Below are 26,073 nucleotides of genomic sequence, written 5' to 3'. Positions count from 1 at the left end.
AAGAGACTGAGATGACACCAAAAAGAACCGCGTTCCTTGCTCTGCTGTTGGCAATGGCATTTGCACTATCCCCGTTGGTGGTTGCTGATTTCGATGGATTCGACACCGATCAGTTCCCGGTCCCGCAAAACGACCCGCCCGTGCAGCCCGCCGGCTACGCATTTGCCATTTGGGGGATCATTTACCTCTGGCTGATTGCCGGGCTGGGTTTTGGTGTTTTGCGCCGGTCCGAGGATGCCGCCTGGCATGCCATGCGCATTCCTCTATGTGCCTCGCTGGCGATTGGGACGGTTTGGCTCGCAGTAGCGGTGCGCAGCCCGGTTTGGGCCTCAATTTTGATTTGGGCCATGCTGCTGACCGCGCTTCTCGCCCTCTTTCGCGCTCCCAAAATTGACATCGGATGGGCCGCATTGCCTGTCGGACTCTATGCTGGTTGGCTCAGCGCAGCCAGTTCGGTATCCTTGGGGTTGCTGACAGCAGGCTACGGCGTACTGGACGCATCAACCGCCGCGCTGGTTTTCGTATTCTTTGCGTTGGTGTTTTCATCCGCCATTCAATCCACACTCCGGCGCGCGCCCACATACGGACTGGCCGTGATTTGGGCATTGATCGGGATTGTCGTGCATAACATCAACGGCGATCAGACCGTCGCAGCCCTCGCAGGCGGTGGCGCCATCGCCCTTTTAGTCCCAACATGGAAAGCCGCGCGCGGGCGTTAGTCCCTGCGCCGACCCTCGGTGTGTTTGCGTAGTTTTGAAGGTGGCGCCTTTTTGCGCCCCTTGTAAGGGTTTGCGTCATTCTGCCCCCGCATCCACAAACGGATGGGCGTGCCCGGCATGTCAAAATCCACGCGTAACCCATTGACCAGATAGCGGTTGTAGCTCGCAGGCACCTTGTCGGGATGAGAACACATCACCACAAATCCCGGCGGCCGTGTTTTGGCCTGTGTCATGTAGCGCAGCTTGATGCGTTTGCCCTGCGGCGCCGGGGGCGGATGCGCCTCAACCATACCCGCAAGCCAACGGTTCAATTGCGCAGTTGTCACCCGGCGGTTCCAAACCTCATAAGCGCGCAGAATGGCCGCATGCAACCGGTCCAAACCCCGCCCTGTTTTCGCGGACACCGTGATCAGCGGGGCATCGCGCAGTTGCGGCAGCAAGCGCTCAAAGCTCTCCTTGAGGTCCTTAAGTTTGGCTTGGCGGTCCTCTTCGATATCCCATTTGTTCACGGCCACCACGACCGCTCGCCCTTCGCGTTCCGCCAAATCAGCGATCCGCAGATCTTGCTGTTCAAAAGGGATTTCAGCATCCAACAGAACAACAACCACTTCAGCAAACTTCACTGCACGCAGGCCGTCTCCGACGGAGAGCTTTTCAAGCTTTTCCTGTACCTTGGCCTTTTTGCGCATCCCCGCGGTGTCAAATATCCGCATGGGCAAGGCGTCTCCTTCTGCGCCGACCCAATTGATTCGCAATGAAATGGCATCGCGTGTGATCCCGGCCTCTGGACCGGTCAGCAACCGGTCTTCGCCCAGAATTTGGTTGATCAAGGTGGACTTGCCAGCATTAGGGCGACCCACGACCGCGACCTGCAAAGGCTTGGCATCCGTCGGCATCGGAATATCAGCTGTCATGTCGCCATCGTCTTCATCTAGCACGACGTCTGTTTCGGGCGCGTCAGCGCTGGCACGTTCAGCAAATTGATCCGCCAGCGGCATCAGGTGGCTATAGAGATCATTGAGCCCTTCGCCATGCTCGGCTGACAAGCGGATCGGTTCCCCAAGACCCAATGAATAGGCCTCTAGCACGCCAGCATCCGCGGCCGATCCTTCCCCTTTGTTCGCGGCAAGGATCACATGCGCGGATCGCTTGCGCAGGATGTCTGCAAACACCAGATCGGAAGGCGTTATCCCTACCCGCGCATCCACCATGAACAGGCAGATGTCGGCCATATCAACAGCCCGCTCGGTCAATCTACGCATGCGGCCCTGAAGGCTATCGTCTGTCACCTCTTCAAGACCTGCGGTGTCAATGACCGTGAACCGCAAATCCGCCAAGCGCGCCGCGCCCTCGCGCAAGTCGCGTGTTACCCCCGGCTGATCATCCACAAGGGCAAGACGCTTGCCAACCAGACGATTGAACAACGTGGATTTGCCCACATTGGGGCGCCCCACTATGGCTAGAGTAAAGGACATGTCAAAGGCTCCGACATCCGGACTAAAGCCGCGCTTTACCCTACCTGCGCGTCAACGGAAAGCGTGCAATTGGCCTTTTGCCGACACAACGTAAAGAACACCACCCGCGACCACAGGTGCGGTCGTCGCGCCACCAGGTATCTCGGTGGTCCCCACAAGGGCGCCCGAGGCCGGGTCGAAACTGCGTATCAGCCCGTCATTGGAGGCGATGTAAATCCGTCCACCCGCCAAAATCGGCCCATGGTGGGCCACCACTTCAGAACGCCGCTTGGGCTTATCTTTCACAAAGCTGGGCAATTGCGTGCCCCACACTCGGGCACCATCGGATGCGTTCATGCGCAACAGTTCACCTAGTTCCGAAATCGCAAAGACGCTGTCGCCAACGGGCAGCACCGGTCCAACGGCGCCTTCCCGCGCGGTCCAGACACGGGCGCCGGACTTCACGTCAAGCGCAACGATGCGACCCGCCTGATTGCCGATGTAGACTTTACTGCCCGACACGACCGGCGAGCCGGTTACATCGCCCACCGATCCCAAAGCACGAGCCGCGCGCTTACCTAATGCCGACGCATCCCAGCGGCGCAAGCCACCCCGGCGGAAAACGGCCTGAATCTCGCCCGATCCAAAGGCAAAGATCGCCAAATCTTCCGTTACCGCAGGCGCAGGCGCACCCAGCACATTGTTGATGCTTTCAGACGCGGAGAGCTGCCACTCGATCCGCCCATCTTCTGCACGCAGTGCCCAGCCTGTGTTGTCCCCGGACACGGCGTAAACCAGATCGCCAAAGACCGTCGGACTGCCGGATCCTGTCCCTTCAAGCCGCTGGCGCCACTTTTCTGCGCCGGTAGACGCGTCCAGTGCTACAAGTGACCCGTAGCCAAGCGTGACAAAAAGCGTACCGTCTTTGATTGCCAGACCACCGCCCGTTGCATTGCCGGATTTGTCGCGGGCTGGTTTCACATCTTGCTGCCAAACCCTCTGGCCGCTTGCCGACGTGGCTGTCACCAGCGCATCGGCGTCGAGTGTGTAGATAACGCCACCTGCGACAACGGGGTTTGCCGTAATACGTTGCCTTCGGCTATCGCCTGCCCCGATGTTCGCAGACCATATCGGTTGCGGTGCATTGCTCAACGACGGGTGACGGGCGCGGGTGTCTGGCGACCCGATGCCTTGTGTCCAGGACGCATTTGCCGCCGTGGCCGGAAGTGAGATCGGACGCGCCTCATCTGCGGCCACTTCAACAACAGGCAATGCGTCTTCGTCGTTCAGAACCGAACGAATGTCTTCGCGTTTACCCGGTAAAATGACATCGGGCTCGGAACAGGCCGACAGCAAAACCGCCACGATGATCATAGTGAAGGGAAATGCCCGACGCACAGATGAATTCACTTTTTGCATCATGCCCTGCCTGTCTCGTCCCTTGTAACGCTCGATACCAGTACCCGGTTCATGGCTCTGGGATTAATTTCCCGTTGTCGGCAAGTTTTCCAGATCCGGTGTGCCACCCAGCGCTACAATCACCTGTAAGGCCCTTTGTTGCAAGTCTGAGGTCACGGAAGCGTCCTGCAGAATGGATTGGAAACGATCAATAGCAGCCTCCACGTCACCGTCTGCAACATCCATCAAGGCCAATTGCTCTTCCGCCAGCAAACGCAAGGGCGAGCCCGCCATAGAAAGCGCTTCAAATCCCTGCCGCCGCGCATCCTGATTCGATGTTTCAGCCTGCAACGTCAACGATTTGAAACTCGCTATTTGCCGGTAAATCTCTGCGACTTCCGGGTCCACGGATACCGCATCGAGCGCTGCGATAGCCGTGTCCACGTTGCCGGATCGTTGCGCTTCCCCAGCTGTCAGCATGGCGAGAAGCGCCTGTCCTGTGGCGTTTTCAGCGGACAATGCCTCCAGTGCCGCGAGCCGCTCCGCGCTGTCTTCACCTGACAACGCCGTCAACATGCCATCTCCAAGCGCTTGTGCCCGCGCGGTCGCCTGCGCCTTTTGATATTCGGACCATGCAGCCCCCCCAACGATCAAAATAACGATCAGGGCACCAATCCACCCATACCGTTTGAGCAAAGTAAACAGCCTGTCGCGACGGACCTCTTCGTTAACTTCTTCTATAAAACTGTCAGTGTCGCTCATGGCATCCTGCTGGTTTGCATATGCGCCCCTCTTACCGCGCTCCTTCCAGCAAGCCAAGACCCACGATCAACAGCCTTGTGGCGGACCATTGCGCACCTGCAAAGAAAACTCTAATCTGAACTGGTCAGTTTAGCGTATCTATCGTAAAGAGCGCGCGCAAAAACACGGCGATTTGCCGCTGTTCAGCGCGTTGGCAGTTCAGTTTGAGGCAAGTGACATGCGTATCTTTTCAATTCTAGCGGCATTGGTGGTCTCCGCAGCACTGGCATTGTTCATTTTGGACCGCCCCCGCTTAGTTGCACTCTTCGCGGGAGATGTCACACGGACCCAAGAAACAGCAGATCCCGAGACAGACGTGGCGGACAATGCGGAAAAAACTTCTTTGGTCAAGGTTGTTGTTCAAAAATCTGTTGCACGTCAAATAGATACAGCTGTTGAATTGCGGGGTCAGACAGAGGCCGCGAGGACGGTAGACGTTCGGGCAGAAACTTCTGCAACTGTAGTTTCTCCTCCGTTGCGCAAAGGAACGCGTGTAGAAACAGGCGAGATGCTCTGCCAGTTGGATGAAGGCACGCGCGGCACAGCTTTGGCGCAGGCCCGCGCACAGCTGGAAGAGGCGCGAGCGCGCGTTCCCGAGGCTGAGGCGCGTCTGAATCAATCTATCGCACAACTCGAAGAAGCAAAAATAAATCAGAACGCGTCCACGAAGCTGAGTGCGGGTGGCTTTGCTTCGACAACGCGTGTGGCCAATTCCGATGCGGCAGTGGCGACTGCCGAGGCGGGTGTTGAAAGCGCGCGCGCAGGGCTGCAGGCCAGCCAGTCTGGAATTCAGAGTGCGCAAGCCGGCGTGGCTTCAGCAGAAAAAGAGATTGAACGATTGACGATCACCGCTCCCTTCGGCGGTTTGTTGGAAAGCGACACCGCCGAATTAGGAACTCTGCTGCAAGCCGGCTCGCTCTGCGGCACCATCATTCAGCTGGATCCCATCAAGCTGGTTGCCTTTGTGCCAGAAACCGAAGTAGCGCGTATTTCGCTTGGGGCGCAGGCCGTTGCGCGCCTTGTTAGTGGCGGAACCGCATTGACTGGCGGGCCCGAAGCGCGAGGCAGTGAAGTGCGTGGGCATGTGACATTTCTGTCCAACTCTGCTGATCCGACAACACGCACCTTCCGCGTTGAAATAGAAGTTCACAATAGCGACAGTAAAATCCGGGACGGCCAAACGGCTGAAATCCTGATCTCCGCTGAAGGCGCGACGGCGCATCTCTTGCCGCAGTCTGCCTTGACCCTGAACGATGAAGGAACATTAGGCGTAAGGACCATCAACGCCGATGCAATCGTTGAATTCCACCCGGTGGCGCTGATGCGCGATTCTGTAGACGGCGTTTGGCTCACGGGTCTTGATGAGACCGTAAACGTCATCGTCTTGGGGCAGGAATATGTGATCGCCGGTGTTCAGGTGGCACCGACATTCAGAGAGCTCGGCCAATGACCGGCATCGTCGATTGGGCCGCCAGCCGAGCGCGTATGGTGCTCGCCTTCATCCTATTGTCAATCATCGTCGGGGGATATGCTTACACCGCGCTGCCAAAAGAAGGTGAACCGGACATTGAAATTCCGGCGTTATTCGTGTCGGTCCCCTTCCCCGGCATATCGGCAGCAGACAGTGAAACACTGTTGGTCAAGCCGATGGAAACCGAATTGGTTGATCTTGATGGCCTCAAGGACATGACGGCAACGGCAGCCGAAAACTATGCAGGCGTGGCGCTGGAGTTTGAGTTCGGTTGGGACAAAACCAAAGTCCTTGCCGATGTCCGCGATGCTATGGGGAAAGCCCAAGCCGACTTCCCCGAAGGCGCCGAACAATATACGATCAACGAGATCAACTTCTCAGAATTCCCGATCATCATCGTCAACCTGACCGGCCCCGTGCCCGAACGCACGATGATCCGCGTTGCAAAGGACTTGCAAGACGATCTCGAAGCAGTGGATGCGGTGCTTGAAGCTGGCATCGCGGGCAGCCGCGACGAAATGCTGGAAGTCCTGATCGACCCCTTGCGGCTCGAGGCCTACAATGTGACGGCCAACGAGTTGATCAACACAGTGCGCAACAACAACCAGCTGATTGCTGCAGGCGAAGTGGATACGGCTCAGGGTTCTTTTGCGGTCAAAATCCCCTCGTCTTTTGATGACCCGCGCGACGTTTACAATCTGCCTGTCAAGACCAACGGTGATCGCGTTGTGACCCTTGGCGATTTAGCTGAGATCAACTTGACGTTTGAGGACCGCACCGGAACAGCGCGGTTCAATGGCGAAAATTCCGTTGCGTTGCAGGTAGTTAAACGCAAGGGTTTCAACCTTATCGATACTGCTGCCATTGTCAAAGAAATGATCGAGGCAAAGGCCGCCACGTGGCCCGACGGACTACAGGCCGCGGTTGAACTCGGAACATCAAACGACCAATCCCGCATTGTTAACGGCATGGTCCAGCAACTCTTAGGGTCGGTGTTCACAGCAATCGCTCTGGTGATGATTGTGGTCCTGGCCGCCTTGGGTATTCGCGCGGCTCTCCTGGTGGGTTTCGCCATACCTACGTCTTTCCTGCTTTGTTTTGCCTTCCTGGCGGTGATGGGGATTTCCATCTCAAACATCGTTATGTTTGGACTCATTCTGGCCGTTGGTATGCTTGTGGATGGTGCCATTGTTGTGGTCGAATACGCAGACAAGCGTCAGCAGGAAGGCGAAGGTCCGATGCGCGCCTATGTTGAGGCTGCCAAGCGTATGTTTTGGCCTATCATTTCTTCCACGGCGACAACGCTCTGTGCATTCTTGCCTATGCTTTTTTGGCCCGGAGTGCCGGGAGAATTCATGGGCATGCTTCCAGTGACGCTGATATTTGTGCTGTCCGCCTCGTTGGTTGTGGCGCTGATTTATCTGCCCGTTATGGGCGGGGTTACAGGGCGTCTTGAACGATGGATGGCGGACTACATGACTGCCATCGCCGGACTGCGGTGGTATCTGCACGCGGCACTTTTCCCGATCGCGGGTGTGATGATTGCAACCGCTGGCATCATGGGTCCGGTTTTTGATCTGATCGGTGCGCGCTTTTCTGTGATGGATGGCCTTAATCTGCTCGGCTCGGTTATTCCGACACTGTTCGTGGTCTTCCTTCTTATTCTCGCCGCAGCTGCCTGCCTGTTCGTCGCCATTGGTGGCTTCCTCCTTGGGCTTGTATCGCTGTTTGCAGTCTTGACCCGCATGGGCCGCATCGGTCGCTGGCTGGCCGGTCGCTTGTTCCAAAGCGAACCCAAAGGCGTCCGGTCTGGCTATCAACGCTCCCCCTTCGGCCATGTCATCGCCGCAATCGCCGGCAACCCAGTGATGCCGCTGGTTGTGGCGGGCACCGTATTCATCTTTGTGGGCACTGTGTTGATGTTTTTCACGAACAACAACAATGGCGTGGAGTTCTTTGTCGAGTCCGAGCCAGAGCAGGGCATTGTTTATGTTTTGGCGCGTGGCAATCTTAGCCTCGAAGAAAAGGATGCACTGTTGCGGCAGGCAGAAAACATCGTGTTGGATCACCCGGGTGTCATCAACGCGTTTTCCTTTGCAGGCGAAGGTGGATTGAACGTGGACACCGGAGGCAGCTCTGCACCCAAGGACATGATCGGTCAGGTTCAGTTTGAGACGATCCCCTGGGAAGATCGCGCGGACAGACCGGATCTCGACGGCGACATCGTAATTGCGGAATTGACGGAACAGCTCGAAGCACTGCCAGGTGTGAAGATTGAAATTTTGGCGCAGGCAAGAGGGCCTGCCTCCGGCAAACCCCTTCACTTAAGACTGAAAGCCGATAGTTTTCCTGATCTGATTGAGGCTGCAACACTCGCACGGGCTGCGTTTGAAACAACGCCCGGTCTCACGCTAATCGAAGACACGCGCCCCCTGCCAGGCATCGACTGGCAAATTGATGTGGATGTAGAAAAGGCCGGGCGCTATGGCGCTGATGTGGCCACTGTGGGCGCAATGGTGCAGCTGGTCACGCGCGGCTTGATGCTCGACACCATGCGGGTCGACACCTCCGACGAGGAGATCGATATTCGCGTGAGGTTGCCCGAAGAGGATCGGGTGCTTTCGACGCTGGACACCATGAAAGTACGTACCGAAGACGGGCTGATCCCTCTGTCGAATTTCATCACGCGCACACCCGTTCCGAAACTGGCGGAGATCAACCGCATCGCGCAGAAACGCTATTTTGATGTCAAGGCGGATGTCGCACCCGGCTTGATGAAAGTGGTCGAGATCCGGCGCGAGGACGGTGTCGAGGTCGGCGAGACTTTGGCCGTATTGCGGCCCGCTGGAGCGGATGCGGATTTGGTTGCGCCTGATCGTACCACCTACAAGGTGACCGACCGTAGGGATGATGGTCAACGCGACCTACAAGCCGGTGTCACGACAGGCGACCTGCGTCTGGTGCCGGTAAACCCCAATGAACGTATTGGCGTGATCACCGAATGGCTGGATACAAACCCATTGCCCTTTGGCGTTGAATATGAATGGACCGGCGATCAAGAAGAACAAGCTGAAAGTCAGGCGTTTTTGTCCTCTGCCTTTACGGCTGCTTTGGGTCTGATGTTCATCATTTTGCTGGCGCAGTTCAACAGCTTTTACAACGCAATCCTTGTTTTACTAGCCGTCGTTCTATCCACCACTGGCGTGTTGATCGGCATGATCGTGATGGATCAGACCTTCTCTATCATCATGACCGGCACTGGCATCGTCGCGCTCGCCGGTATTGTCGTGAACAACAACATCATTCTGATCGACACCTATCAGGAATACAGTCAATACATGCCCCGCATCGAGGCAATCATTCGTACGGCGCAGGCCCGCATTCGACCGGTATTGCTGACCACAATCACCACGATGGCCGGTTTGGCCCCGATGATGTTTGGTCTCAGCCTCAACTTTGCCGAAGGCGGGTATACAGTTAACAGCCCCACAGCGCTTTGGTGGAAACAGCTCGCAACTGCCGTTGTATTTGGCCTTGGGATTGCAACCGTGCTGACCCTGATGGTCACGCCATCGATGCTGGCCGTCCGGGTGTGGGCCACCACCTACGTTCAATGGATCGCGACGCTTCTGGCAAAGATGTCGATGGGGCGGGCTTCCCGTGCGGCCCGCGATTGGGCATTACAAAAGGATACAAATCGCGTCGTATCGGGCGAAATCCTGTGGGAAGACCTGACATTGCACGAACCGAGTAACCGGACCGATAGTACGCTGAAAGCCGCAGAGTAATAAAATTACACAGCGTTGTGATGTGCGCCTCCGCGCTAATTTGCTAGTAGTGTGGCGTGAAACACATCCAGCAGGAGCGCACCATGATACGGTCCACGACACTCAGCCTTGCCCTTGGCACGGCTCTCCTTTCGACCCCGGCCCTGGCAGGCGACATGATCCAGATCTCAAGCCCTCATTCGGTTGCTGACACCATGGACAGGCTTGAACAGGCTGTTCAAGGCGCAGGTGCAACCGTGTTTGCACGCGTTGACCATGCGGCTGGGGCTGCAAAAATCGACGCAGAGCTGCGTCCGACCCAACTTTTGATCTTCGGCAACCCAAAGATCGGAACACCGGCCATGCAAGACGCCCAAACCGCTGGCCTGGATTTACCTCTGCGTGTGCTGGCCTATGAAAACGAAGCCGGCGAGACCGTGGTGGTCTATCACGCGCCCTCCAGCTTGTCGGACGCCCATGGGATAGATGCCTCAGCGCCTTACCTGCAAACAATGACTGGTGCTTTGAACAAACTGACCGGAAAAGCCGTCGCTACCGAATAACCAAAGGCCGTCTGAAGCCCATTTACCCGGCTCTTCGGCAAGATGGGATTCAGGCCGCTGTTTCTGCCGCATCATCCGATTGCTGACGCAGCCAAAGTTGAGCGTAGCGGCCTTCACTGGCCAGCAGCGCGTCATGCGTGCCCTGCTCGACAACCTGCCCCTGCTCCAACACAACGATCCGATCTGCCTCGGCAATGGTCGACAGCCTGTGAGCGATGGTCAAAACGGTGCGGCCGCGCCCAGCACGCATGAGCGCTTCTTTGATGTCCTGCTCGGTTTCGGAATCCAGTGCGGAGGTTGCTTCGTCAAGCAGCAAAATGGGCGGGTCTTTCAACAACGTCCGCGCAATGCCAACCCGCTGTTTCTCACCGCCCGACAACTTCAAACCGCGTTCTCCTACGGCGGTGTCATAGCCGTCAGGCAACCTTTCGATGAACTCATGGATTTGCGCGGCTTTCGCAGCGGTTTCGATCTCTTCCTGCGTCGCGCCGTCACGCCCATAACCAATGTTGTACCCTATGGTGTCGTTAAACAGTACGGTATCTTGTGGGACCACGCCGATGGCCGCGTGCAGGCTGTTTTGCGTAACGTCGCGGACGTCTTGACCATCGATACGCAGCGCCCCATCGCCGACGTCATAAAAACGGAACAGCAAACGCCCTATTGTTGATTTCCCTGAACCTGTCGATCCGACAATGGCGACCATTTCGCCCGGCTCAGCTGTGATGGAAACTCCTTTTAGAATTTCCCGTTCTTTATCATACCCAAAGCGCACCTGATCCAGTTCGATGCGGCCACCGTTTACGTCCAGATCTTTGGCGTCTGTTTTGTCTGTGACCTCCTTCGGTTGCTCCAGCAGATCGAACATCTCCCCCATGTCGACAAGCGCCTGGCGGATTTCGCGATAGACTGTGCCCAGAAAATTGAGCGGCACCGTGATCTGAACCATATAGGCATTGACCATGACAAAATCGCCCACGGTCAACGTGCCATTTTGCACACCGACTGCTGCCAAGATCATGACGCCGATCAGACCGGCCGTAATCAGGAAGGATTGTCCAAAATTCAGAAAAGCCAAGCTATAGCTGGTCTTGATCGCGGCGGCCTCGTAGCCTTCCATGGCCTTATCATATCGGCGTGCCTCACGGTTTTCGGCGCCAAAATATTTGACAGTTTCGTAATTCAACAGGCTATCGATGGCCTTTTGATTAGCGTCCGTGTCCTGGTCATTCATTTCGCGGCGCAGCTTCACGCGCCATTCGGTGACGGCAAAGGTGAACCAGACGTACAAGCCAATCGTAACGGCCACAATCAGCAGGTAGGAGATATCAAAAACGACGGCGAGGATGATGCCAACCATGAATAGTTCAAGCATCAATGGGCCGATGGAAAACAGCAAGAAGCGTAACAGGAAATCAACGCCCTTTACACCGCGTTCAATAATGCGACTCAGGCCTCCGGTTTTCCGGGTGATGTGGTAGCGCATCGAAAGCTGGTGGATATGTTGGAACGTTTCCAATGCGAGCATACGCAGCGCACGTTGACCGACACGCGCAAAAACCGCATCGCGCAGTTGTTGAAAGCCGACCGTCATCAGGCGCGCAATCCCGTAAGCCACGGTCAACCCTATGGCACCAAGTGCCAGCATCGGAACGCCCTCTTCGGCCAGAGCGTCAACAGCGCCTTTGTAAAAAAACGGCGTTGTAACGGAGATCAGTTTAGAGAAGATCAATAGCGCCATTGCGCCAAGCACCTTGTGCCGAACCCAGGCAATATCTGCGGGCCAGAGGTAAGGTGCCACTTTTCGAATGGTCCGCAGACCCGAGCGACGCTCTTCCGCATCCGTCTGCTTAGAACCCTGCGCCGCATCAGCGCCGGCTGTCGTTGTGGTATCGGCTGGCATGAAAGGTCCTGCTTGCGTTCGCAGCGTTACTTAATTCACTCACCTCGGTATTGCCAGTCTTGCTTGTATAAATCGCGCGCGGCACTTGGCATTACGGCTATTAACAGAGTCGTTTTTTCGATCCGTGCGAAATCCTTGGTAACGGGATGTTCCCGAGTTATGCCAACATGGTGCGGACAGGTCGACCGTATGCGGAGAAGATGGCAAACACCGGGCCCGTCAATGTCAAGGTCACGAACTTACTCTACCGGTAGATCAAAAACCTGCCCTGGGTAAATCAGGTCCGGGTCACGTATGGATTCAACATTTGCCTCAAAAACCCGAACGTAGAGAAATCCTTCCCCGTAGCGCTCGCGCGCGATTGCCCAAAGAGTATCCCCTGTCTGAACTGTGATCGCCCTGACGGGACCGTCCTGATCCTCGCTCGCCTCGGCAAGAACAGCAGGTGCTTCGCGCTTGAATGGTGTTTCGAGGCGGCTGGTCACGTCGCCGGCTGTATTCACCTGGTCGACGCGCAGTGTATAAATTCCCTCGTCCACATCCGGTACAGTTCCGCGCCACCCCCCTTCGGTTTCGACCGGTAAGGAAGCGACAAAACGATTGTCGAGGTAGACACGAATTTCAAAACTTCCCGGCACGGCACGACCGGACAATTGAACATCCCCCAAATCGCTGTATCCAATGGTGTCAATGTCCACGTCTACCGCTGGCGCCGCATCTGACTGCAATAACTCCACACCTTCGGCGGTAGATTTAAGTACGGCAACCGATTGAGTTCCAACGCCTTCCGCTGTCGTATCCGTTTCCGGGGTTTGTTGTGTGGCGGCGCCAGGCGTAGTGGTTATCTCGGGGTCTTTTTCCGCAGTCGTTGCTGTCGGCGTCCCCTGACTTTGCGTTTCATTTGTGGTCGCTTCAACCGGTTCTTGTGTTGCCTGAGCTTCTGGCTGAGGCGCGGGCGCAACGGCTTCAGGTGTAAGCGCCGCTACGGTGTCGGTCTCGGATGGGTCTGGTGTTTTCACAGGGCTGCGAGGATTTTCAACGTCTGCGGCGACCTCGGGATCTTTTGACTCAGGCTCCCCTTCGTCGGGGTCCGTCGATGCAGGCTCCCCTTGGTTTATTTGCCTTTGGGTTTCCGTTGCAGAGCTGGTCTCGCTTGATGCAACCTCTTCTGTCTTGGACTCGGGTGCTTGCAATGGGGCAAGGATTACGTCTTCTGCGGATCCGACCGTACCGCCCTCGTGATCCGACTGTAAAGTCAAGACCCGCGCCGCAGAACTGGGTGCCACCAACACAACCGTCGCGAATGCACCGCGCCCATCCGCCGTCGCCCTGGCGACCTCTGCGCCGTCAACCAGCACAGTCACGGCGGCACCGGGTGCAGCACGCCCAGCAATCACCGTCAGGCCATCATCCTCTAACCGCACTTCATCAATGCTGGGTGCAATATCGACTGCTTCTGTATCTTCCACAACTTCAGGCTGTTCTTCCGGGCGCGGTGTGGCTTCTTCAATAGCCTCTTCAACGGGCTCCGATGTGGAGTCTACAGTTGAAGGAGTTGCTGTTTCTGGAGCTACAACAACGGCCAATTCTTCTTCGCTTGGCGCGTTTTCAGACCCGAAGCTCATATAGAGCCCGGCCGCGATAACGCCGGCCAGAACAAGGCCAGCGGTCAGCAGTCCAGTGCCACCGGGTTTGGTGGCAGCCCCGTCTTCGCGCATACTCACTTCTTCTTTCCGTCAAAACGCCAATCCCGCAAGGTGCGATGGGCGTTGAGCCTTCATATCAACTGCTCTATCACCGGTCAAAAGCAGCCTTGTCACATTTCCTTTAATAACAACAGCAAGAGAAGACCATATGAGACCTAAATCCGTCTGCGTTTATTGTGGTTCGCGCCCCGGAGCAGACCCCGCGTATATGGAAGAAGCCGAAGCCATGGGAACCGCGCTGGCTCAAGAAGGGTGGCGATTGGTTTACGGTGCCGGCGACGTGGGCCTGATGGGAGCTGCAGCGCGTCGTGCACAAGAAGCCGGCGCCGAAACCTTTGGAGTGATCCCGCAGCATCTTGTTGCCTGGGAAGTCGGCAAGACAGATCTCACATCCTACGTTGTCACGGAAACCATGCATGAACGCAAGAAAGTCATGTTCATGAACTGCGATGCGGTTGTGGTCCTGCCGGGTGGTGCGGGTTCGCTTGACGAACTGTTCGAGGTTCTGACCTGGCGTCAATTGGGCTTGCATCAAAAGCCTGTTTTCCTTGTGAATACAAAAGGGTACTGGAATCCTCTGATCGCCTTATTGAAGCATGTCACCGAACAGGGATTTGCGGATGAAACATTGCATGATTACTATAATGTTGTGCCCGACAGCGAGGCTGCGCGGTCTGCTTTGCGCCGCAGCTTGTCCTGACGCAAAGCGGTAAGAGAATACAGACCCAAGGCACACCAGATCAACACGAAAGCAATCAGGTGCCACGCCCCAAACGGTTCCGAAAAAACGAAAACAGCGCAGGCAAATTGCAATGTCGGATTGATGTATTGCAAAAGACCGAGCGTTGTCATCGCGAGCCTGCGCGCAGCAAAGCTGAACAGGATCAACGGTACGGCTGTTATGGGACCCGCCAAAACAAGCAAGGTCAGAGTTTGCACATCTTCGCCAAAAACGGGAACTCCTTTGTGATAGGATTGTAACAATATGACCACAGCAAAAGGGGCCAAAAGCAGAACTTCGGCAGTCACAGATACAACGGGCCCGACGTTCAATTGCTTTTTGAACAACCCATAGAACCCGAAAGTCAGTGCCAAAACCACGGCGATCCATGGTGCCGTGCCCAACCCGAAAGTCAGTACGCAGACCGCGATGGCCGCCAGACCGACGCACGCCCATTGGATCTTGTGCAATCTTTCGCCAAAGACCAGACGACCAATGACAACCGCGACCAGAGGGTAGATATAGTAACCCAGTGAAGATTGGGTTGTGTGACCGGTTTGAACGGACCAGATGAACAAAGTCCAATTTGATGCGATCATCAGCGAGGCTAAAGCGACACGCCCGAAAGCGCTTGGTCCGCTGAAGGAATGAGCGACCTCACGCAACCTGCCCTGCAGACCCAGAACAAGACCAAAGAACACCAAGGACCAGATCATACGGTGCGACAGCAAGTCTATTGCGGGGATATGCGAAAGCAACTTGTAATACATCGGGGAAAGCCCCCAGATGCTACAAGCGGCCACCATCGCTGCCACGCCCTGGGTCAGTCCGTTCGCCATTCCCGTGCTCCGTTTCAAGATCGGTTGTGATCCCAAAGCCCAAAATTGCCAAGCAAAAAGGCCCCGCCGCGTGGCAGGGCCTTGTGTCAAAAATATCCAGTGGAGTTACATACGCGACGCGACGTTTTCCCAATTTACCAGATTGTTAAGGAAGTTCTCCAGATATGCTGGCCGTTTGTTGCGGAAGTCGATGTAGTAGGAATGCTCCCACACATCACAGCCCAGCAAGGCGGTTTGACCAAAGCAGACCGGGTTCACCCCGTTTTCCGTCTTTGTCACTTTCAGGCTTCCGTCTGTATCCTTGACCAGCCACGCCCAGCCTGAGCCAAACTGACCCGCGCCTGCCGCAGAGAAATCTGCCTTGAAAGTGTCGACCGAGCCAAAGCCCTCCACAATAGCTTTCTCCAACTCACCCGGCATCGCGCTTTCGCCTGGCCCCATCATCTCCCAGAACTGGTTGTGGTTCCAAAGCTGACTGATGTTGTTGAAGATCCCATTTTGCGCAACGGCAGCACTGTCATAGGTGCCCTTGATGATCTCTTCGAGAGATTTACCCTCCCACTCGGTACCTTCGATCGCCTTGTTGCCATTTGTCACATAAGCGTTGTGATGCAGATCATGGTGGTATTCCATCGTCTCTGCGGACATGCCCTTGGCAGCAAGCGCATCGTGTGCGTAAGGAAGATCAGGAAGTGAAAAAGCCATGTTGGGCCCCCTTTTTTATTTCAGTTGGGTATACCGCACATGAAGCGCACCTGCGACTGAGTTCAAGTGTTAACCCCTCTAAAAAAGCCGGAATGGCCTATTTTCCGGTGCGCAGGGTACATGAACCCTTGCCCGAAAAACGATTTGGGTAGTTTTCTGGCTGGGCATAGATTGAAAAACGCATGTTCCGTTTGTTGATTTGCGCAGTGTAGTCAAAGTATGGTGTCACTTGATTTGCAGCGTTGACGACATTTTTGAGCGTCCAACTGACGTTAAGTTTTTTCGCGTTGTTGCGATCGACTTGCGCGGCCATCGGGCGCTTCGCGAAGTACAGAATGACGCTATCGCTCACTGACGCCTGACCGTCTTCGGCAACCACAATCGCAACCTTGTTCGAGATCCAACCTAGGTTTTTCTTTTTCTCAGTGACGTCGCAGTCGTACAAAACACCCTGAGCAGAAGCCGCAGAGGCAAAAACGGTGTAAACGGCTGCAAGTGCCAAGCGTTTCAACCGCCCTGTCATGACAGGCCCATCTTCGGACAACCGAACGAAAGAGACGGATTTAAAAAAATGACCGGCATGGGCCGACAAAGCAGTGATGAAGTTCTTCTTTTGATGGACTGACATTTTAACCTCTGAACATGATTACCAAACAAGCGCCACGAACAACACGAGAACACCCCAGATGGATGCCAGAAAGATGTCGATCAATTCAATATTAAATTACATAAGCTTAGTAACATTTCACTTCAGAATGTGGTTGGGCCGCGACAATGAGCACGTCAAAAACATATTGTGCCTGACTTCGGAAACAAATGATTTGAAACTTGTCCGGCGCGGGCATCCAAAAAGCGGCAGCAACCTGCGCCAAGCGCGTGCGGCGACACATGCCCGGTTTGAAAGCTTGAGGCGATAGATCAACCGGACAAAGCTTTGCCAGGACTTCGCGCCCGAAAGGGCCGCTCACCTGAAACGAGGCGCGCGCATCTGAGACGTTAACCGCTAGCGCATAGGCTTTCCCGAGCTTCTTTGTCATCACTTCAAGGCTAGAAAGTGCCGTTTCGTAAGGGCATAGCACCAAAAGTTCATCCGGACTCATCCAGAGAATACCCCGGTTGTTCTCGCAATGCGCCTCACCTCGTCCGGGCATTTCAACCTGTGCCACTGCTTTCGCCGCGTCCTTGACCGCCTCGGATGACACATCGCCGCGCAGGGTGATCATACCTTGCAACGGGACCTCTGAAATTGAAGCGATACCAGCATGGTCGGCCGCTCCGCCAAGTGCGGTTACAGGGTCAGACATTGCCCTTTTCCCCTTCCTTGTCATAAAAAACAGGATCGACAATGCGTGCCTTGAATGTCGCCCCTTCGGTGCCAGGGAACTCGAGAACTTCGCCCATGCGGTCAGGCCCATTTAGCACAAGCCCCATGGCGATGCCCTTGCCAAGATTTGGCGAGTAGTAGCTCGAAGTCACACGCCCGATCATGTTTTTCTGACCATTTGCGTTTTCGCCTGTACCCACCGCATAGGCACCATCAGGCAGCACCGCGCCCGACAGTGTTTCCAGTCCGACCAGTTTCCACCGCTTCGGATCGGTCATATGAGAACGTTCCTGGGCCCGTTTTCCCAGATAATCCTCTTTCTTTTTCGAAAGCGCCCAATGCAACCCCAAATCCTGCGGGATCACAGTGCCATCGGTCTCATCACCGATCATGATAAAGCCCTTCTCAGCGCGCAGGATATGAAGCGCCTCGGTGCCGTAAGGCATGACGCCCAGATCGGCCCCCACGTCCATCAGTGCCTCCCAAAAGGCCTGCCCGTGTCCGGCGTCCACTGCGATCTCATAACTCAGTTCACCGGAAAATGAGATGCGATATACCCGGCACTTGTAGCCACCCAACGACCCATCGGCCCATTCCATAAAGCCCAAGCTCTCCTTGGACACATCCATTCCGCCCAGTTTTTCCAGGGCTTTGCGCGCACTCGGGCCAACGACTCCAATCTGGGCATATTGCTCCGTGACATTTGCAACATAGACCTTCCAGTCCCACCATTCGGTTTGCAGCCATTCTTCCATATGACCGTGGATACGTTCAGCGCCCCCCGTTGTGGTGTGGCACAAAAAGGTATCCTCATCGATCCGCGCAACAACGCCGTCATCAATCAAAAAGCCGTTTTCGGAACACATCAACCCATAGCGACATTTCCCCGGTCGCAGTGTCGACATCATATTGGTGTAGAGCATGTCGAGAAATTTGCCCGCATCCGGCCCCTTGACCACCAGTTTGCCGAGGGTCGACGCATCCAAAAGCCCCAGGTTTTCACGGGTGTTTTTGGTTTCGCGCATCACCGAATCGTTCACTGTTTCACCCGCTTGGCGATAGGTATAGGGGCGGCGCCAGTGGCCAACGGGTTCCCATTCTGCCCCATGTGCGTCATGCCAGTCATGCATGGGCGTGCGTCGAACAGGTTGGAAAATGTCACCCCGGGCTTCACCCCCGATGGATCCCATGGAAATCGGTGTATAGGGCGGGCGAAAGGTCGTCGTGCCAACGTCAGGGATTGTCGTATTGAGCGAGCCGGCCAGCGTCGCCAGACCGTTGATGTTACTAAGCTTGCCTTGGTCCGTGGCCATGCCCAGCGTCGTGTAACGCTTTGCATGTTCGACGCTTTCAAAACCCTCTTGTGCGGCCAATTGCACGTCTGATACCTTGACATCATTCTGGAAGTCGAGCCAGGCCTTGCTGCGCAGTGCAATATTGGCACCTTGCGGCATCAGCCATACAGGTTGCATCTCTGCTTCCTCGACGCTTTCGACAACAAGGGATGACCTCTGCTCGACCTTGAAACCTGCCGCTGAAGCGGCAAGTATTCCCGCCTGCTCGCCATCACCCAACACATTTCCCAGACGCATCGCACCATTTGCAGCACCGGCGGCTGTCACAAACGGCTTTCCGTCAGCTCCCGCCGGCGCTTTGTCCACATCCGGGCGAAAGTGCGCTTGTGCTTCGTCCCAAAGCAGCTTCCCTCCGCAGTGCGACCATAAGTGCGCAACAGGAGACCACCCTCCAGACATGGCTACGGCATCACATGCAATGTCCTCTAGAACCGCCCCTTCACCCGCCTGACTGCAGATCGAGAGGCCCGTGACACGTTTGCCACCGCTTACTTTCGCGACGGCATGCCCCATCAAAACCCGTATGCCGAGTGCCTTGGCTTCTGACATCGCCGGGCTTTCTTCACTCAAAACGCGGGCATCAAGAATCGCGGGCACCGTGAGGCCTGCGTTTTTTAGGGCAAATGCCGTAAGGTAAGCATCATCATTGTTGGTGACGACCACCGTTCGATCACCTGCCGAGACCCCGTAATTGACCAAATAGTCGCGCAGGGCGGAGGCTAGCATCACACCGGGAATATCGTTGCCAGCAAAGGACAAAGGCCGCTCAATCGCACCTGTAGCGGTCACAATATGGCCTGCACGAATGCGCCACAGCCGCTGCCGGGGTCCGGGTTCTTCGGGCGCGTGATCGCGCAGTTGTTCATATCCCAGAACATAGCCATGGTCGTACACACCGGCGCCCATCATCCGGTTGCGCATCGTCACATTCGGCATCGCATCAAGCTCTGCCACGATTTGCTCCACAAAGTTCTCCACAGGAGCGCCATCAACCGAACCGCCATCAACCGGCGCGCGACCGCCCCAATGCGCGGTTTGCTCGATCAGCAAGACTTTGGCGCCAGACAGCGCTGCGGTTTTTGCGGCTTGCAAGCCTGCAACGCCGCCGCCGATGACCATCACGTCGCAGAAAAAGTAAAAATGCTCGTAGGTATCGACATCACGCGCTTTCGGCGCGCGGCCCAATCCCGCCGACTGGCGAATGATCGGCTCATAAACGTGTTTCCACAGAGGGCGTGGATGTATGAACATCTTGTAGTAAAAACCCGCGGGCAAAAACCGGCTGAGGCGCGCATTGATCGCGCCCACGTCAAATTCAAGGTTGGGCCAATGATTTTGACTAGTTGCAATCAAACCGTCAAAAAGTTCCGTCGTGGTGACCCGTTGGTTTGGTTCAAATCTTCCCTCTTCACCCAGATTGACAAGTCCGTTGGGTTCTTCGGCACCAGACGCAACCACACCGCGCGGACGATGGTACTTGAACGAACGTCCCACCAGCATCTGATCATTGGCCAAGAGTGCAGAAGCTAAAGTGTCGCCTTCAAAACCGCTCATTTGCTTGTCGTTGAAGCGGAACGCCAGGGCCTTTTTCTTGTTCAGCAGGCGACCACCTGCAGCCAGACGGGTGCTCATAGATCTAACCTCAAAGTCGGGAGAGATTGCGCAACACTCTGGTTGGACACCACAGAACCGAGTCTAATTAGGGAGTGCTTCATTTGAAATCCCCCCACGACCAACCGGGGCGCTCGGCGCTGATCTGATCACAGAGTTCCTTTGGCGGTTCGACGGTCTGGGCGGGATATGTGCCAAAAACCTGCAATGTGGTCGTGCAACGGGCCGCGTGAAACCACTTTCCACAGCCGTAGACATGTCGCCAGCGCTCAAAATGAACACCGCGCGGGTTTTCACGCATGAACAGATAGGCTTCGAAATCATCCTCCGAAGCGCCCGGGCCAAAACGCGTCAAATGAGCTTGGCCGCCGCCGTGAAATTCGGTTTCTTCTGCAGTTACGCCGCAAACAGGGCAGGTCAGGGTCAACATGGCATTGCTCCGGCAATCCGCAGACGGCATGGCAAAAAGGCGGGCGTCTCAAGACGCCCGCCTGATGCGGTCCGCTTATTCAAGTGGGTGTTATTCGACGACGGCCGGTGCTGTATCCGCAGGGGCTGCAGGCGCAACGGCCGCAGGTTCAGCAGCTGCATCAGGGTCAGTTGGGACGGTGCCAGTGCCAAGCACCGCCAGCAGGAAGACAAACGCGCCGATAACCAAAAGCGCGATAAAGATGCCTTTACCACTGACGCCGTCACTGTGGGTCGTATAGTCAGCCATGGTTGAGTCTCCTTGTTACGGGAGACCATCTTCGCCTGTTGATCCTGCATCGCAATATCGGCGGAAATCCCCGGCAAATATCGGCGCCTGCAAGCCGGACGCGCCGAAGCAGGGCGGCCAAAATGCGCCGAAAGGGGACTTTCAACGGTCTTGATTGGGACGTGGTTTGAACAATTGTGCAACGGCGCACGAGGTTTGTTTGTGTTTACTTCAGCGTCGCCATCCAAATAATTCTCAGTTAAACTGTCAGTTACAAAGGTGATGGAGGATCTGGAATGAGCAAGGAAATGATGGCCGTTTTGGTCTTTGGATTGATTGCAGTTGCAGCACTGGTCATGCTGGTCGTCGAAAGACGCGGCATTGCCGCGCGTAAGGCGGCACGCGGTGGACGCGAAGTTGATGTAAGCAACCTGATAGCGTTTGGCTCTGCGGCAGGCGAAGGAAACAAAACTAAATCCAGTGAATAAGTGATCGCCAAGGCCCGTTTCGTTTCCTCTGTGCCTCTGATCCACCCCTTTACGATTGCGCTTGGCATCACAAGCGCTTCTCCAGCGACCCGAAGCGGCCACCTTTGTCTCGGCCTTAGCTTCTGCTGTGTCCAACCGCGGAATGGTTGCGGCAGTTGAAAGAGTTGCAAAAGCCATCAGTGTGCCACCCCCGCGGCCACGCTTTCGTCGATAAAGCGGCCTTCGCGGAATCGTTCCAGACCGAAAGCATCTGTCAAAGGCCCATGCCCCTTGGCCATCAGTTCCGCCATGGCCCAGCCAGAACCAGGTGTGGCCTTGAAGCCGCCCGTGCCCCAACCACAATTGATAAACACGTTTTCGACCGGTGTTTTTGACAGGATCGGCGACCGGTCTCCGGTGATGTCAACGATCCCGCCCCATTGTCGCAGCATCTTGAGCCGGCTGACCATTGGGAATGTTTCCACCAATGCACGAACGGTTTCCTCGATGTGATGGAATGAGCCACGTTGGGTGTAGTTGTTGTATCCATCGGTCCCCCCCCCGATGACCATCTCGCCCTTGTCAGACTGGCTCATGTAGCCATGCACCGTGTTCGCCATCACGACAACGTCCATACAGGGTTTGATCGGCTCTGACACAAGAGCCTGCAAGGCGACGGATTCGATGGGCAAGCGAAACCCTGCAAGGCCCGCCACATGGCCAGAATTGCCTGCGACCACGATGCCGAGTTTGTTACAATCAATGGCGCCTTTGGTTGTATCAACGCCAATGACCTTGCCGCCTTCGCGACGGATCGCCGTAACTGCACATTGCTGAATTACATCCATACCCATGTCAGAGCATGCCCGCGCATAGCCCCAAGCCACGGCGTCGTGGCGCGCCGTGCCGCCGCGCGCCTGCCACAACCCGCCCATAACCGGATAGCGCGGCCCGTCAATATTGATGATCGGAACCAGTTCTTTCACCCGCGTCGGCGTGATGAATTCCGTCTTCACGCCCTGCAGCGCGTTAGCATGGGCTGTACGCAGGTAGCCGCGCACCTCATGATGGGTCTGCGCCAGCATGATCACGCCACGCGGGCTGAACATGACATTGTAGTTTAGATCCTGCGACATGGTCTCATAGAGCGACCGGGATTTTTCATAGAGGGCCGCAGAAGGGTCCTGCAGATAGTTTGACCGGATGATCGTGGTATTGCGGCCGGTATTACCGCCGCCCAGCCAGCCTTTTTCCAAAATCGCGACATTCTTGATGCCGAACCGCTTGCCCAAGTGATAGGCCGTTGCCAAACCGTGCCCGCCTGCCCCGATGATGATCACGTCGTAGTTTGCCTTTGGCGCGGCGTTGCGCCAGGCGCGTTCCCAACCGGTGTGGTAACGCGCGGCTTCGCGCGCAACGGCAAAGACAGAATAACGTTTCATGGCCCGACCACCCCAAGATGACACACACCGGATTCGCACATGAGATCCGGCTCTCACTGTTCTGCTTGACTACTGGGAAAAGTGGATACCGAGCGCGTCGCTTTCTGGCAAGTTTGCGACACCGACGGCAATTCCGTCAAGGGGACGCGAGACCGTGATCATTTGACCCTTTTGTATGGGCGCATTCATCATTACATGCATTTGCCAAGGAGCGATTACAAATGACGTTTTTCTGGATCACTGCCGGTGTCCTTGCACTGACGGTTACGCTGTTGCTGGCGTTGGGTCTGCGTGCGCCCCGCAACCGAACGGCAGAGCCAGCCGCTGCTTACGATTTGCGAGTCTACCGGGACCAATTGCGCGAAGTCGAAAAAGATCTGGCGCGTGGTGTGGTAAGTGAAGCGGATGCAGATCGTGTGCGGGCTGAGGTTTCACGCCGGATCCTGGCAGCGGATGCAGCGCTTCAGGATGACCAAGTGGCGCTTGATGCCGACAAGGGCGCGCCCAAATTGGTCGCTGGCATTATTGCTCTCGTGATGCTCGGCGGTAGTTTTGCGATTTATCTTCAGTTGGGCGCTCCTGGCTACGGTGATCTGGCCCTGGCGGAACGGATCGAGATGGCGGAAACCGCGCGCGCAGACCGCCCCAGCCAGGAAGCCGCCGAGGCCAGCTTGCCAGAACCTAGTCCACCTGAGAACGCCAGCCCGGACTACGTGGCATTGGTTGCGCAATTGCGCGAGACAGTCGCGGCCCGACCCAATGATCTGCAAGGCAACATCCTGTTGGCGCAGAACGAAGCCAATCTTGGGAATTTCCGCGCCGCCGCGCGTGCTCAAAGCCAGGTGCTTCGGATCAGAGGCGAGGCCGCGGGACTGGAAGACTACATAAATTATGCGGATATGCTGGTATTGGCAGCGGGTGGATATGTTTCGCCAGAGGCAGAAGCAGCGCTGCGCACGGCTCTAAGTTTTGACCAGACCAACGGCACGGCGCGCTACTATATGGGCTTGATGTTGGCCCAGACCGGTCGCCCCGATACGGCCTTTCGCATGTGGGACAGCTTGTTGCGCGAAGGCCCGGAAGACGCGCCGTGGATCAGCCCAATACTGGCGCAAATCGAAGACATGGCCTTTCGTGCTGGTGTCACATACCAGATCCCCGACATTGGCGCCGGTCGAGGTCCAAGCGCAGCTGACATTGACGCCGCTGGCGATATGACCCCGGCCCAGCGCATGGAGATGATCGAAGGCATGGTCGGTGGCCTGTCTGAGCGTCTCGCGACAGAAGGCGGCCCTGTGGACGAATGGGCGCAGTTAATCGGAGCACTGGGGGTTTTGGGGCGCACCGGCCAAGCCCGTGCGGTCTATGAAAACGCCATTGAGGTTTTTGCCGAGGACACCCGCGCTCTCGATTTGTTGCTGCGCGCCGGGCAGCGGGCTCAGGTCGCCGAATGATCTTCGAAGATACTGGTGAATTTGTCAAAGCCTTGCCCCCAATGCAGAGTATCGCGGGGCTTGATCTGGGCACTACCACCATTGGCGTTGCCGTTTCGGATACGTTTCAATCCGTGGCAACCCCGCTTGAAACCATAAGACGCCGCAAGTTCACACTCGATGCCGCACGTTTGGCTGAGATTGTCACGGCGCGGCGCATCGGAGGTCTGGTTCTGGGGTTGCCGCGCAACATGGATGGCTCGGAAGGTCCGCGATGCCAGTCAACCCGCGCGTTTGCGCGCAATCTGGCACAGGTTGCGGGCTTGGACATTCCTCTCACGTTTTGGGACGAACGCTTGTCCACTGTTGCCGCTGAACGCGCCTTGTTGGAGGCGGATACGTCGCGAAAACGTCGCGCGGAGGTTATTGATCATGTGGCCGCGGGATATATCTTGCAAGGAGCGCTGGACCGGATACATGTGATCCGCGCGAAAGCCGAAGGATAGACAATGACCGATGACATCTGGCGTCGCGACGAAGTGGAAAGCCCCTGCATCAAGATATGCGTCATCCATCCTGAGGCTCGGCTGTGCACCGGATGTCTGCGGTCTATCGATGAGATCACCCAATGGTCCAAGATGACGCCTGAGGCGCGCCGCATCGTAATGGGTGAGCTACCGTCGCGTACAGGCAAAATCACCAAAAGACGCGGTGGACGCGCAGCACGTCTTGGGCGCTAAATCGCTGCATTAAGCACTTTTCCCAACCGTGCTTGATAATGTTCCTAAAAAGCTAAATACTATTCGGCGCGAGCGTAAAACCCTCGTTTTAAAGCTTTTTTACGCGTCAAACCCATGACGCCTTGCAACTGGAAGTATAGCGCTAACATGCCTCTTTCGTTTTCATACGACAACGATTTCCCCCAGGATGAGAACGCGATTTCGCTGTCTTTGAGCGCCTATTTGTCGCAACATGAAGCCCAGTATTTAAGGCGACGCAGGCTTGCAGATGGACCAGATGCAAACGCGCTGGATTTTGTTGAAGAACTCAAAAACGGGGTGATGCAAACGCACTCGTCAGACGTGCAATCGGATTTCATTTCTTGGACTCTTGAATGCAGGACGGACCAGAAGATGGTTGTGCTTCTTACGGCAGCCTGGCTAGGATTGGAACTGAACGATTGGGATGCCACTGAGATACTTGGGCGCGAAGTTGTTGGTCGCGATCACCATGATCTCCTGGCGCAGCGCCTGATTGACGCGGCCCTGGAGCACTCGTCTGGGCTTGAGACAGAAACCGACCGCTGGTTGAAAACGCGGATGTGCAATGCACCGTTTCGCGAGATTGAAACGCGAACCAACGGGCAGGTGCACTTCTGTTGTTCTGCCTGGCAACCCGTACCAATTGGGCGACTGGAAACTTCAGACAAAGATGGCTTTTGGAATTCCGAGCGCGCGCGTGAGATCCGTCGTTCCGTACAAGATGGAGACTACACGCATTGCAGCCGGTGGCATTGCCCATCCATCGCGGGTCGCAGATTGCAACAGCGCAAAGCGGATGCGCCACGCCGCGACGAGCGCATGGAGCAAGGGCCTGAACGGGTGATACTGTCGCACGATCGTTCGTGCAACATTTCCTGCCCCAGTTGCCGGACCAAACTGATCAACCTACCACATAAAGAGAGCGACAAGCTCAAC

23 protein-coding genes are annotated in these 26,073 nt (G+C 56.2%); 10 read left to right on the top strand and 13 right to left on the bottom strand.

All coding sequences use genetic code 11. The annotated features are described in order from the left end of the window. Window positions 1-11 precede the first annotated feature (11 nt). Entirely contained in the window at window positions 12-719 is a 708-nt protein-coding gene (locus AB8B75_RS16495) for a hypothetical protein (RefSeq protein ID WP_405363879.1), read from the top strand. Here AB8B75_RS16495 and der read toward each other — a convergent pair. The 3 genes from der to AB8B75_RS16480 are packed head-to-tail and all read right to left on the bottom strand — an operon-like array spanning window position 716 to window position 4,333. Beyond that, the gene (gene der, locus AB8B75_RS16490; protein WP_405363877.1) at window positions 716-2,194 is read right to left on the bottom strand and encodes a ribosome biogenesis GTPase Der; all 1,479 of its coding nucleotides are present in this window, start codon (window positions 2,192-2,194) and stop codon (window positions 716-718) included. The genes AB8B75_RS16495 and der overlap by 4 nt on opposite strands. A gap of 51 nt (window positions 2,195-2,245) precedes the next feature. After that, window positions 2,246-3,595 carry a PQQ-binding-like beta-propeller repeat protein gene (locus AB8B75_RS16485; RefSeq protein ID WP_405363875.1) on the bottom strand — a complete coding sequence of 450 codons (1,350 nt, stop codon included), beginning with the start codon at window positions 3,593-3,595 and terminating at the stop codon, window positions 2,246-2,248. 60 nt (window positions 3,596-3,655) lie between these two features. Continuing rightward, a complete protein-coding gene (locus AB8B75_RS16480; protein WP_405363874.1) occupies window positions 3,656-4,333 on the bottom strand; it encodes a tetratricopeptide repeat protein in 678 nt (225 codons plus the stop codon). Window positions 4,334-4,550: 217 nt separating this feature from the next. Between AB8B75_RS16480 and AB8B75_RS16475 the strand changes: the two genes are divergently transcribed. From AB8B75_RS16475 to AB8B75_RS16465, 3 genes are all read left to right on the top strand, one after another. Beyond that, a complete protein-coding gene (locus AB8B75_RS16475; RefSeq protein WP_405363872.1) occupies window positions 4,551-5,822 on the top strand; it encodes an efflux RND transporter periplasmic adaptor subunit in 1,272 nt (423 codons plus the stop codon). Further along, on the top strand, window positions 5,819-9,631 hold the full coding sequence (locus AB8B75_RS16470) for an efflux RND transporter permease subunit (RefSeq protein ID WP_405363870.1): 3,813 nt from the start codon (window positions 5,819-5,821) through the stop codon (window positions 9,629-9,631). The genes AB8B75_RS16475 and AB8B75_RS16470 overlap by 4 nt, the downstream gene beginning before the upstream one ends. Window positions 9,632-9,714: 83 nt before the next feature. Further along, on the top strand, window positions 9,715-10,173 hold the full coding sequence (locus AB8B75_RS16465; protein ID WP_405363869.1) for a DUF302 domain-containing protein: 459 nt from the start codon (window positions 9,715-9,717) through the stop codon (window positions 10,171-10,173). A gap of 49 nt (window positions 10,174-10,222) precedes the next feature. On the opposite strand, the gene AB8B75_RS16460 is transcribed toward AB8B75_RS16465, so the two are convergent. Beyond that, window positions 10,223-12,076: an ABCB family ABC transporter ATP-binding protein/permease gene (locus AB8B75_RS16460; RefSeq protein ID WP_405363867.1), complete on the bottom strand. Its 1,854-nt coding sequence runs from the start codon at window positions 12,074-12,076 to the stop codon at window positions 10,223-10,225. A 239-nt stretch (window positions 12,077-12,315) separates the two neighbouring features. Further along, window positions 12,316-13,794 carry a LysM peptidoglycan-binding domain-containing protein gene (locus AB8B75_RS16455; protein WP_405363978.1) on the bottom strand — a complete coding sequence of 493 codons (1,479 nt, stop codon included), beginning with the start codon at window positions 13,792-13,794 and terminating at the stop codon, window positions 12,316-12,318. Between the two features lie 136 nt (window positions 13,795-13,930). Between AB8B75_RS16455 and AB8B75_RS16450 the strand changes: the two genes are divergently transcribed. Then, window positions 13,931-14,482 carry a TIGR00730 family Rossman fold protein gene (locus AB8B75_RS16450; protein WP_405363865.1) on the top strand — a complete coding sequence of 184 codons (552 nt, stop codon included), beginning with the start codon at window positions 13,931-13,933 and terminating at the stop codon, window positions 14,480-14,482. On the opposite strand, the gene rarD is transcribed toward AB8B75_RS16450, so the two are convergent. The 7 genes from rarD to AB8B75_RS16415 all read right to left on the bottom strand — a co-directional run bounded on the left by rarD (window position 14,422) and on the right by AB8B75_RS16415 (window position 21,055). Then, window positions 14,422-15,342, bottom strand: a complete 921-nt coding sequence (rarD, locus tag AB8B75_RS16445) for an EamA family transporter RarD (RefSeq protein ID WP_405363863.1) — start codon at window positions 15,340-15,342, stop codon at window positions 14,422-14,424. The two genes, AB8B75_RS16450 and rarD, sit on opposite strands and share 61 nt — an antisense overlap. A 105-nt stretch (window positions 15,343-15,447) precedes the next feature. Continuing rightward, window positions 15,448-16,047: a superoxide dismutase gene (locus AB8B75_RS16440; protein ID WP_405363862.1), complete on the bottom strand. Its 600-nt coding sequence runs from the start codon at window positions 16,045-16,047 to the stop codon at window positions 15,448-15,450. Between the two features lie 97 nt (window positions 16,048-16,144). Next, complete coding sequence (locus AB8B75_RS16435) at window positions 16,145-16,675, bottom strand: hypothetical protein (RefSeq protein ID WP_405363861.1); 531 nt, start codon at window positions 16,673-16,675, stop codon at window positions 16,145-16,147. A 106-nt stretch (window positions 16,676-16,781) separates the two neighbouring features. After that, on the bottom strand, window positions 16,782-17,351 hold the full coding sequence (locus AB8B75_RS16430; RefSeq protein WP_405363859.1) for a sarcosine oxidase subunit gamma: 570 nt from the start codon (window positions 17,349-17,351) through the stop codon (window positions 16,782-16,784). After that, window positions 17,344-20,358, bottom strand: coding sequence for a sarcosine oxidase subunit alpha family protein (locus AB8B75_RS16425; RefSeq protein ID WP_405363858.1), 3,015 nt, complete (start codon window positions 20,356-20,358; stop codon window positions 17,344-17,346). The genes AB8B75_RS16430 and AB8B75_RS16425 overlap by 8 nt, the downstream gene beginning before the upstream one ends. A gap of 79 nt (window positions 20,359-20,437) precedes the next feature. Beyond that, window positions 20,438-20,767: a sarcosine oxidase subunit delta gene (locus AB8B75_RS16420; RefSeq protein ID WP_405363856.1), complete on the bottom strand. Its 330-nt coding sequence runs from the start codon at window positions 20,765-20,767 to the stop codon at window positions 20,438-20,440. Between the two features lie 90 nt (window positions 20,768-20,857). After that, complete coding sequence (locus AB8B75_RS16415; protein ID WP_405363854.1) at window positions 20,858-21,055, bottom strand: hypothetical protein; 198 nt, start codon at window positions 21,053-21,055, stop codon at window positions 20,858-20,860. A 275-nt stretch (window positions 21,056-21,330) separates the two neighbouring features. Here AB8B75_RS16415 and AB8B75_RS16410 point away from each other — a divergent pair, with 275 nt between their 5' ends. Further along, window positions 21,331-21,522, top strand: coding sequence for a hypothetical protein (locus AB8B75_RS16410; RefSeq protein ID WP_405363853.1), 192 nt, complete (start codon window positions 21,331-21,333; stop codon window positions 21,520-21,522). A gap of 176 nt (window positions 21,523-21,698) precedes the next feature. Here the strand turns inward: AB8B75_RS16410 and AB8B75_RS16405 are convergent, their stop codons facing one another. Beyond that, entirely contained in the window at window positions 21,699-22,943 is a 1,245-nt protein-coding gene (locus AB8B75_RS16405; RefSeq protein ID WP_405363851.1) for a sarcosine oxidase subunit beta family protein, read from the bottom strand. Window positions 22,944-23,164: 221 nt separating this feature from the next. Between AB8B75_RS16405 and ccmI the strand changes: the two genes are divergently transcribed. The 4 genes from ccmI to AB8B75_RS16385 form a co-directional block, all read left to right on the top strand. Beyond that, window positions 23,165-24,397 (top strand): c-type cytochrome biogenesis protein CcmI, encoded by a 1,233-nt coding sequence (gene ccmI, locus AB8B75_RS16400; RefSeq protein ID WP_405363849.1) that lies wholly within the window; start codon window positions 23,165-23,167, stop codon window positions 24,395-24,397. After that, window positions 24,394-24,882 (top strand): Holliday junction resolvase RuvX, encoded by a 489-nt coding sequence (gene ruvX, locus AB8B75_RS16395; RefSeq protein ID WP_405363848.1) that lies wholly within the window; start codon window positions 24,394-24,396, stop codon window positions 24,880-24,882. The genes ccmI and ruvX overlap by 4 nt, the downstream gene beginning before the upstream one ends. Before the next feature lie 3 nt (window positions 24,883-24,885). After that, on the top strand, window positions 24,886-25,116 hold the full coding sequence (locus AB8B75_RS16390; protein WP_405363847.1) for a DUF1289 domain-containing protein: 231 nt from the start codon (window positions 24,886-24,888) through the stop codon (window positions 25,114-25,116). 147 nt (window positions 25,117-25,263) lie between these two features. After that, window positions 25,264-26,073: SPASM domain-containing protein (locus AB8B75_RS16385; protein ID WP_405363845.1), on the top strand; the 810-nt coding region annotated here is incomplete at its 3' end.

The organism is Roseobacter sp., from assembly GCF_045106495.1.
In the GTDB taxonomy this organism is placed as follows: domain Bacteria; phylum Pseudomonadota; class Alphaproteobacteria; order Rhodobacterales; family Rhodobacteraceae; genus Roseobacter.
This window is presented reverse-complemented; position numbering and strand designations above follow the sequence as displayed.

Coding starts and splice junctions, on each gene's coding strand:
- AB8B75_RS16390 (WP_405363847.1), top strand. CDS start 24,886: ATGACCGATGACATCTGGCGTCGCGACGAAGTGGAAAGCCCCTGCATC.
- AB8B75_RS16435 (WP_405363861.1), bottom strand. CDS start 16,675: ATGTCAGTCCATCAAAAGAAGAACTTCATCACTGCTTTGTCGGCCCAT.
- AB8B75_RS16480 (WP_405363874.1), bottom strand. CDS start 4,333: ATGAGCGACACTGACAGTTTTATAGAAGAAGTTAACGAAGAGGTCCGT.
- AB8B75_RS16470 (WP_405363870.1), top strand. CDS start 5,819: ATGACCGGCATCGTCGATTGGGCCGCCAGCCGAGCGCGTATGGTGCTC.
- ccmI (WP_405363849.1), top strand. CDS start 23,165: ATGACGTTTTTCTGGATCACTGCCGGTGTCCTTGCACTGACGGTTACG.
- AB8B75_RS16465 (WP_405363869.1), top strand. CDS start 9,715: ATGATACGGTCCACGACACTCAGCCTTGCCCTTGGCACGGCTCTCCTT.
- der (WP_405363877.1), bottom strand. CDS start 2,194: ATGTCCTTTACTCTAGCCATAGTGGGGCGCCCCAATGTGGGCAAATCC.
- AB8B75_RS16495 (WP_405363879.1), top strand. CDS start 12: ATGACACCAAAAAGAACCGCGTTCCTTGCTCTGCTGTTGGCAATGGCA.
- AB8B75_RS16415 (WP_405363854.1), bottom strand. CDS start 21,055: ATGGCTGACTATACGACCCACAGTGACGGCGTCAGTGGTAAAGGCATC.
- AB8B75_RS16485 (WP_405363875.1), bottom strand. CDS start 3,595: ATGATGCAAAAAGTGAATTCATCTGTGCGTCGGGCATTTCCCTTCACT.
- rarD (WP_405363863.1), bottom strand. CDS start 15,342: ATGGCGAACGGACTGACCCAGGGCGTGGCAGCGATGGTGGCCGCTTGT.
- AB8B75_RS16430 (WP_405363859.1), bottom strand. CDS start 17,351: ATGTCTGACCCTGTAACCGCACTTGGCGGAGCGGCCGACCATGCTGGT.
- AB8B75_RS16450 (WP_405363865.1), top strand. CDS start 13,931: ATGAGACCTAAATCCGTCTGCGTTTATTGTGGTTCGCGCCCCGGAGCA.
- AB8B75_RS16405 (WP_405363851.1), bottom strand. CDS start 22,943: ATGAAACGTTATTCTGTCTTTGCCGTTGCGCGCGAAGCCGCGCGTTAC.
- AB8B75_RS16410 (WP_405363853.1), top strand. CDS start 21,331: ATGAGCAAGGAAATGATGGCCGTTTTGGTCTTTGGATTGATTGCAGTT.
- AB8B75_RS16420 (WP_405363856.1), bottom strand. CDS start 20,767: ATGTTGACCCTGACCTGCCCTGTTTGCGGCGTAACTGCAGAAGAAACC.
- AB8B75_RS16440 (WP_405363862.1), bottom strand. CDS start 16,047: ATGGCTTTTTCACTTCCTGATCTTCCTTACGCACACGATGCGCTTGCT.
- ruvX (WP_405363848.1), top strand. CDS start 24,394: ATGATCTTCGAAGATACTGGTGAATTTGTCAAAGCCTTGCCCCCAATG.
- AB8B75_RS16460 (WP_405363867.1), bottom strand. CDS start 12,076: ATGCCAGCCGATACCACAACGACAGCCGGCGCTGATGCGGCGCAGGGT.
- AB8B75_RS16455 (WP_405363978.1), bottom strand. CDS start 13,794: ATGCGCGAAGACGGGGCTGCCACCAAACCCGGTGGCACTGGACTGCTG.
- AB8B75_RS16425 (WP_405363858.1), bottom strand. CDS start 20,358: ATGAGCACCCGTCTGGCTGCAGGTGGTCGCCTGCTGAACAAGAAAAAG.
- AB8B75_RS16475 (WP_405363872.1), top strand. CDS start 4,551: ATGCGTATCTTTTCAATTCTAGCGGCATTGGTGGTCTCCGCAGCACTG.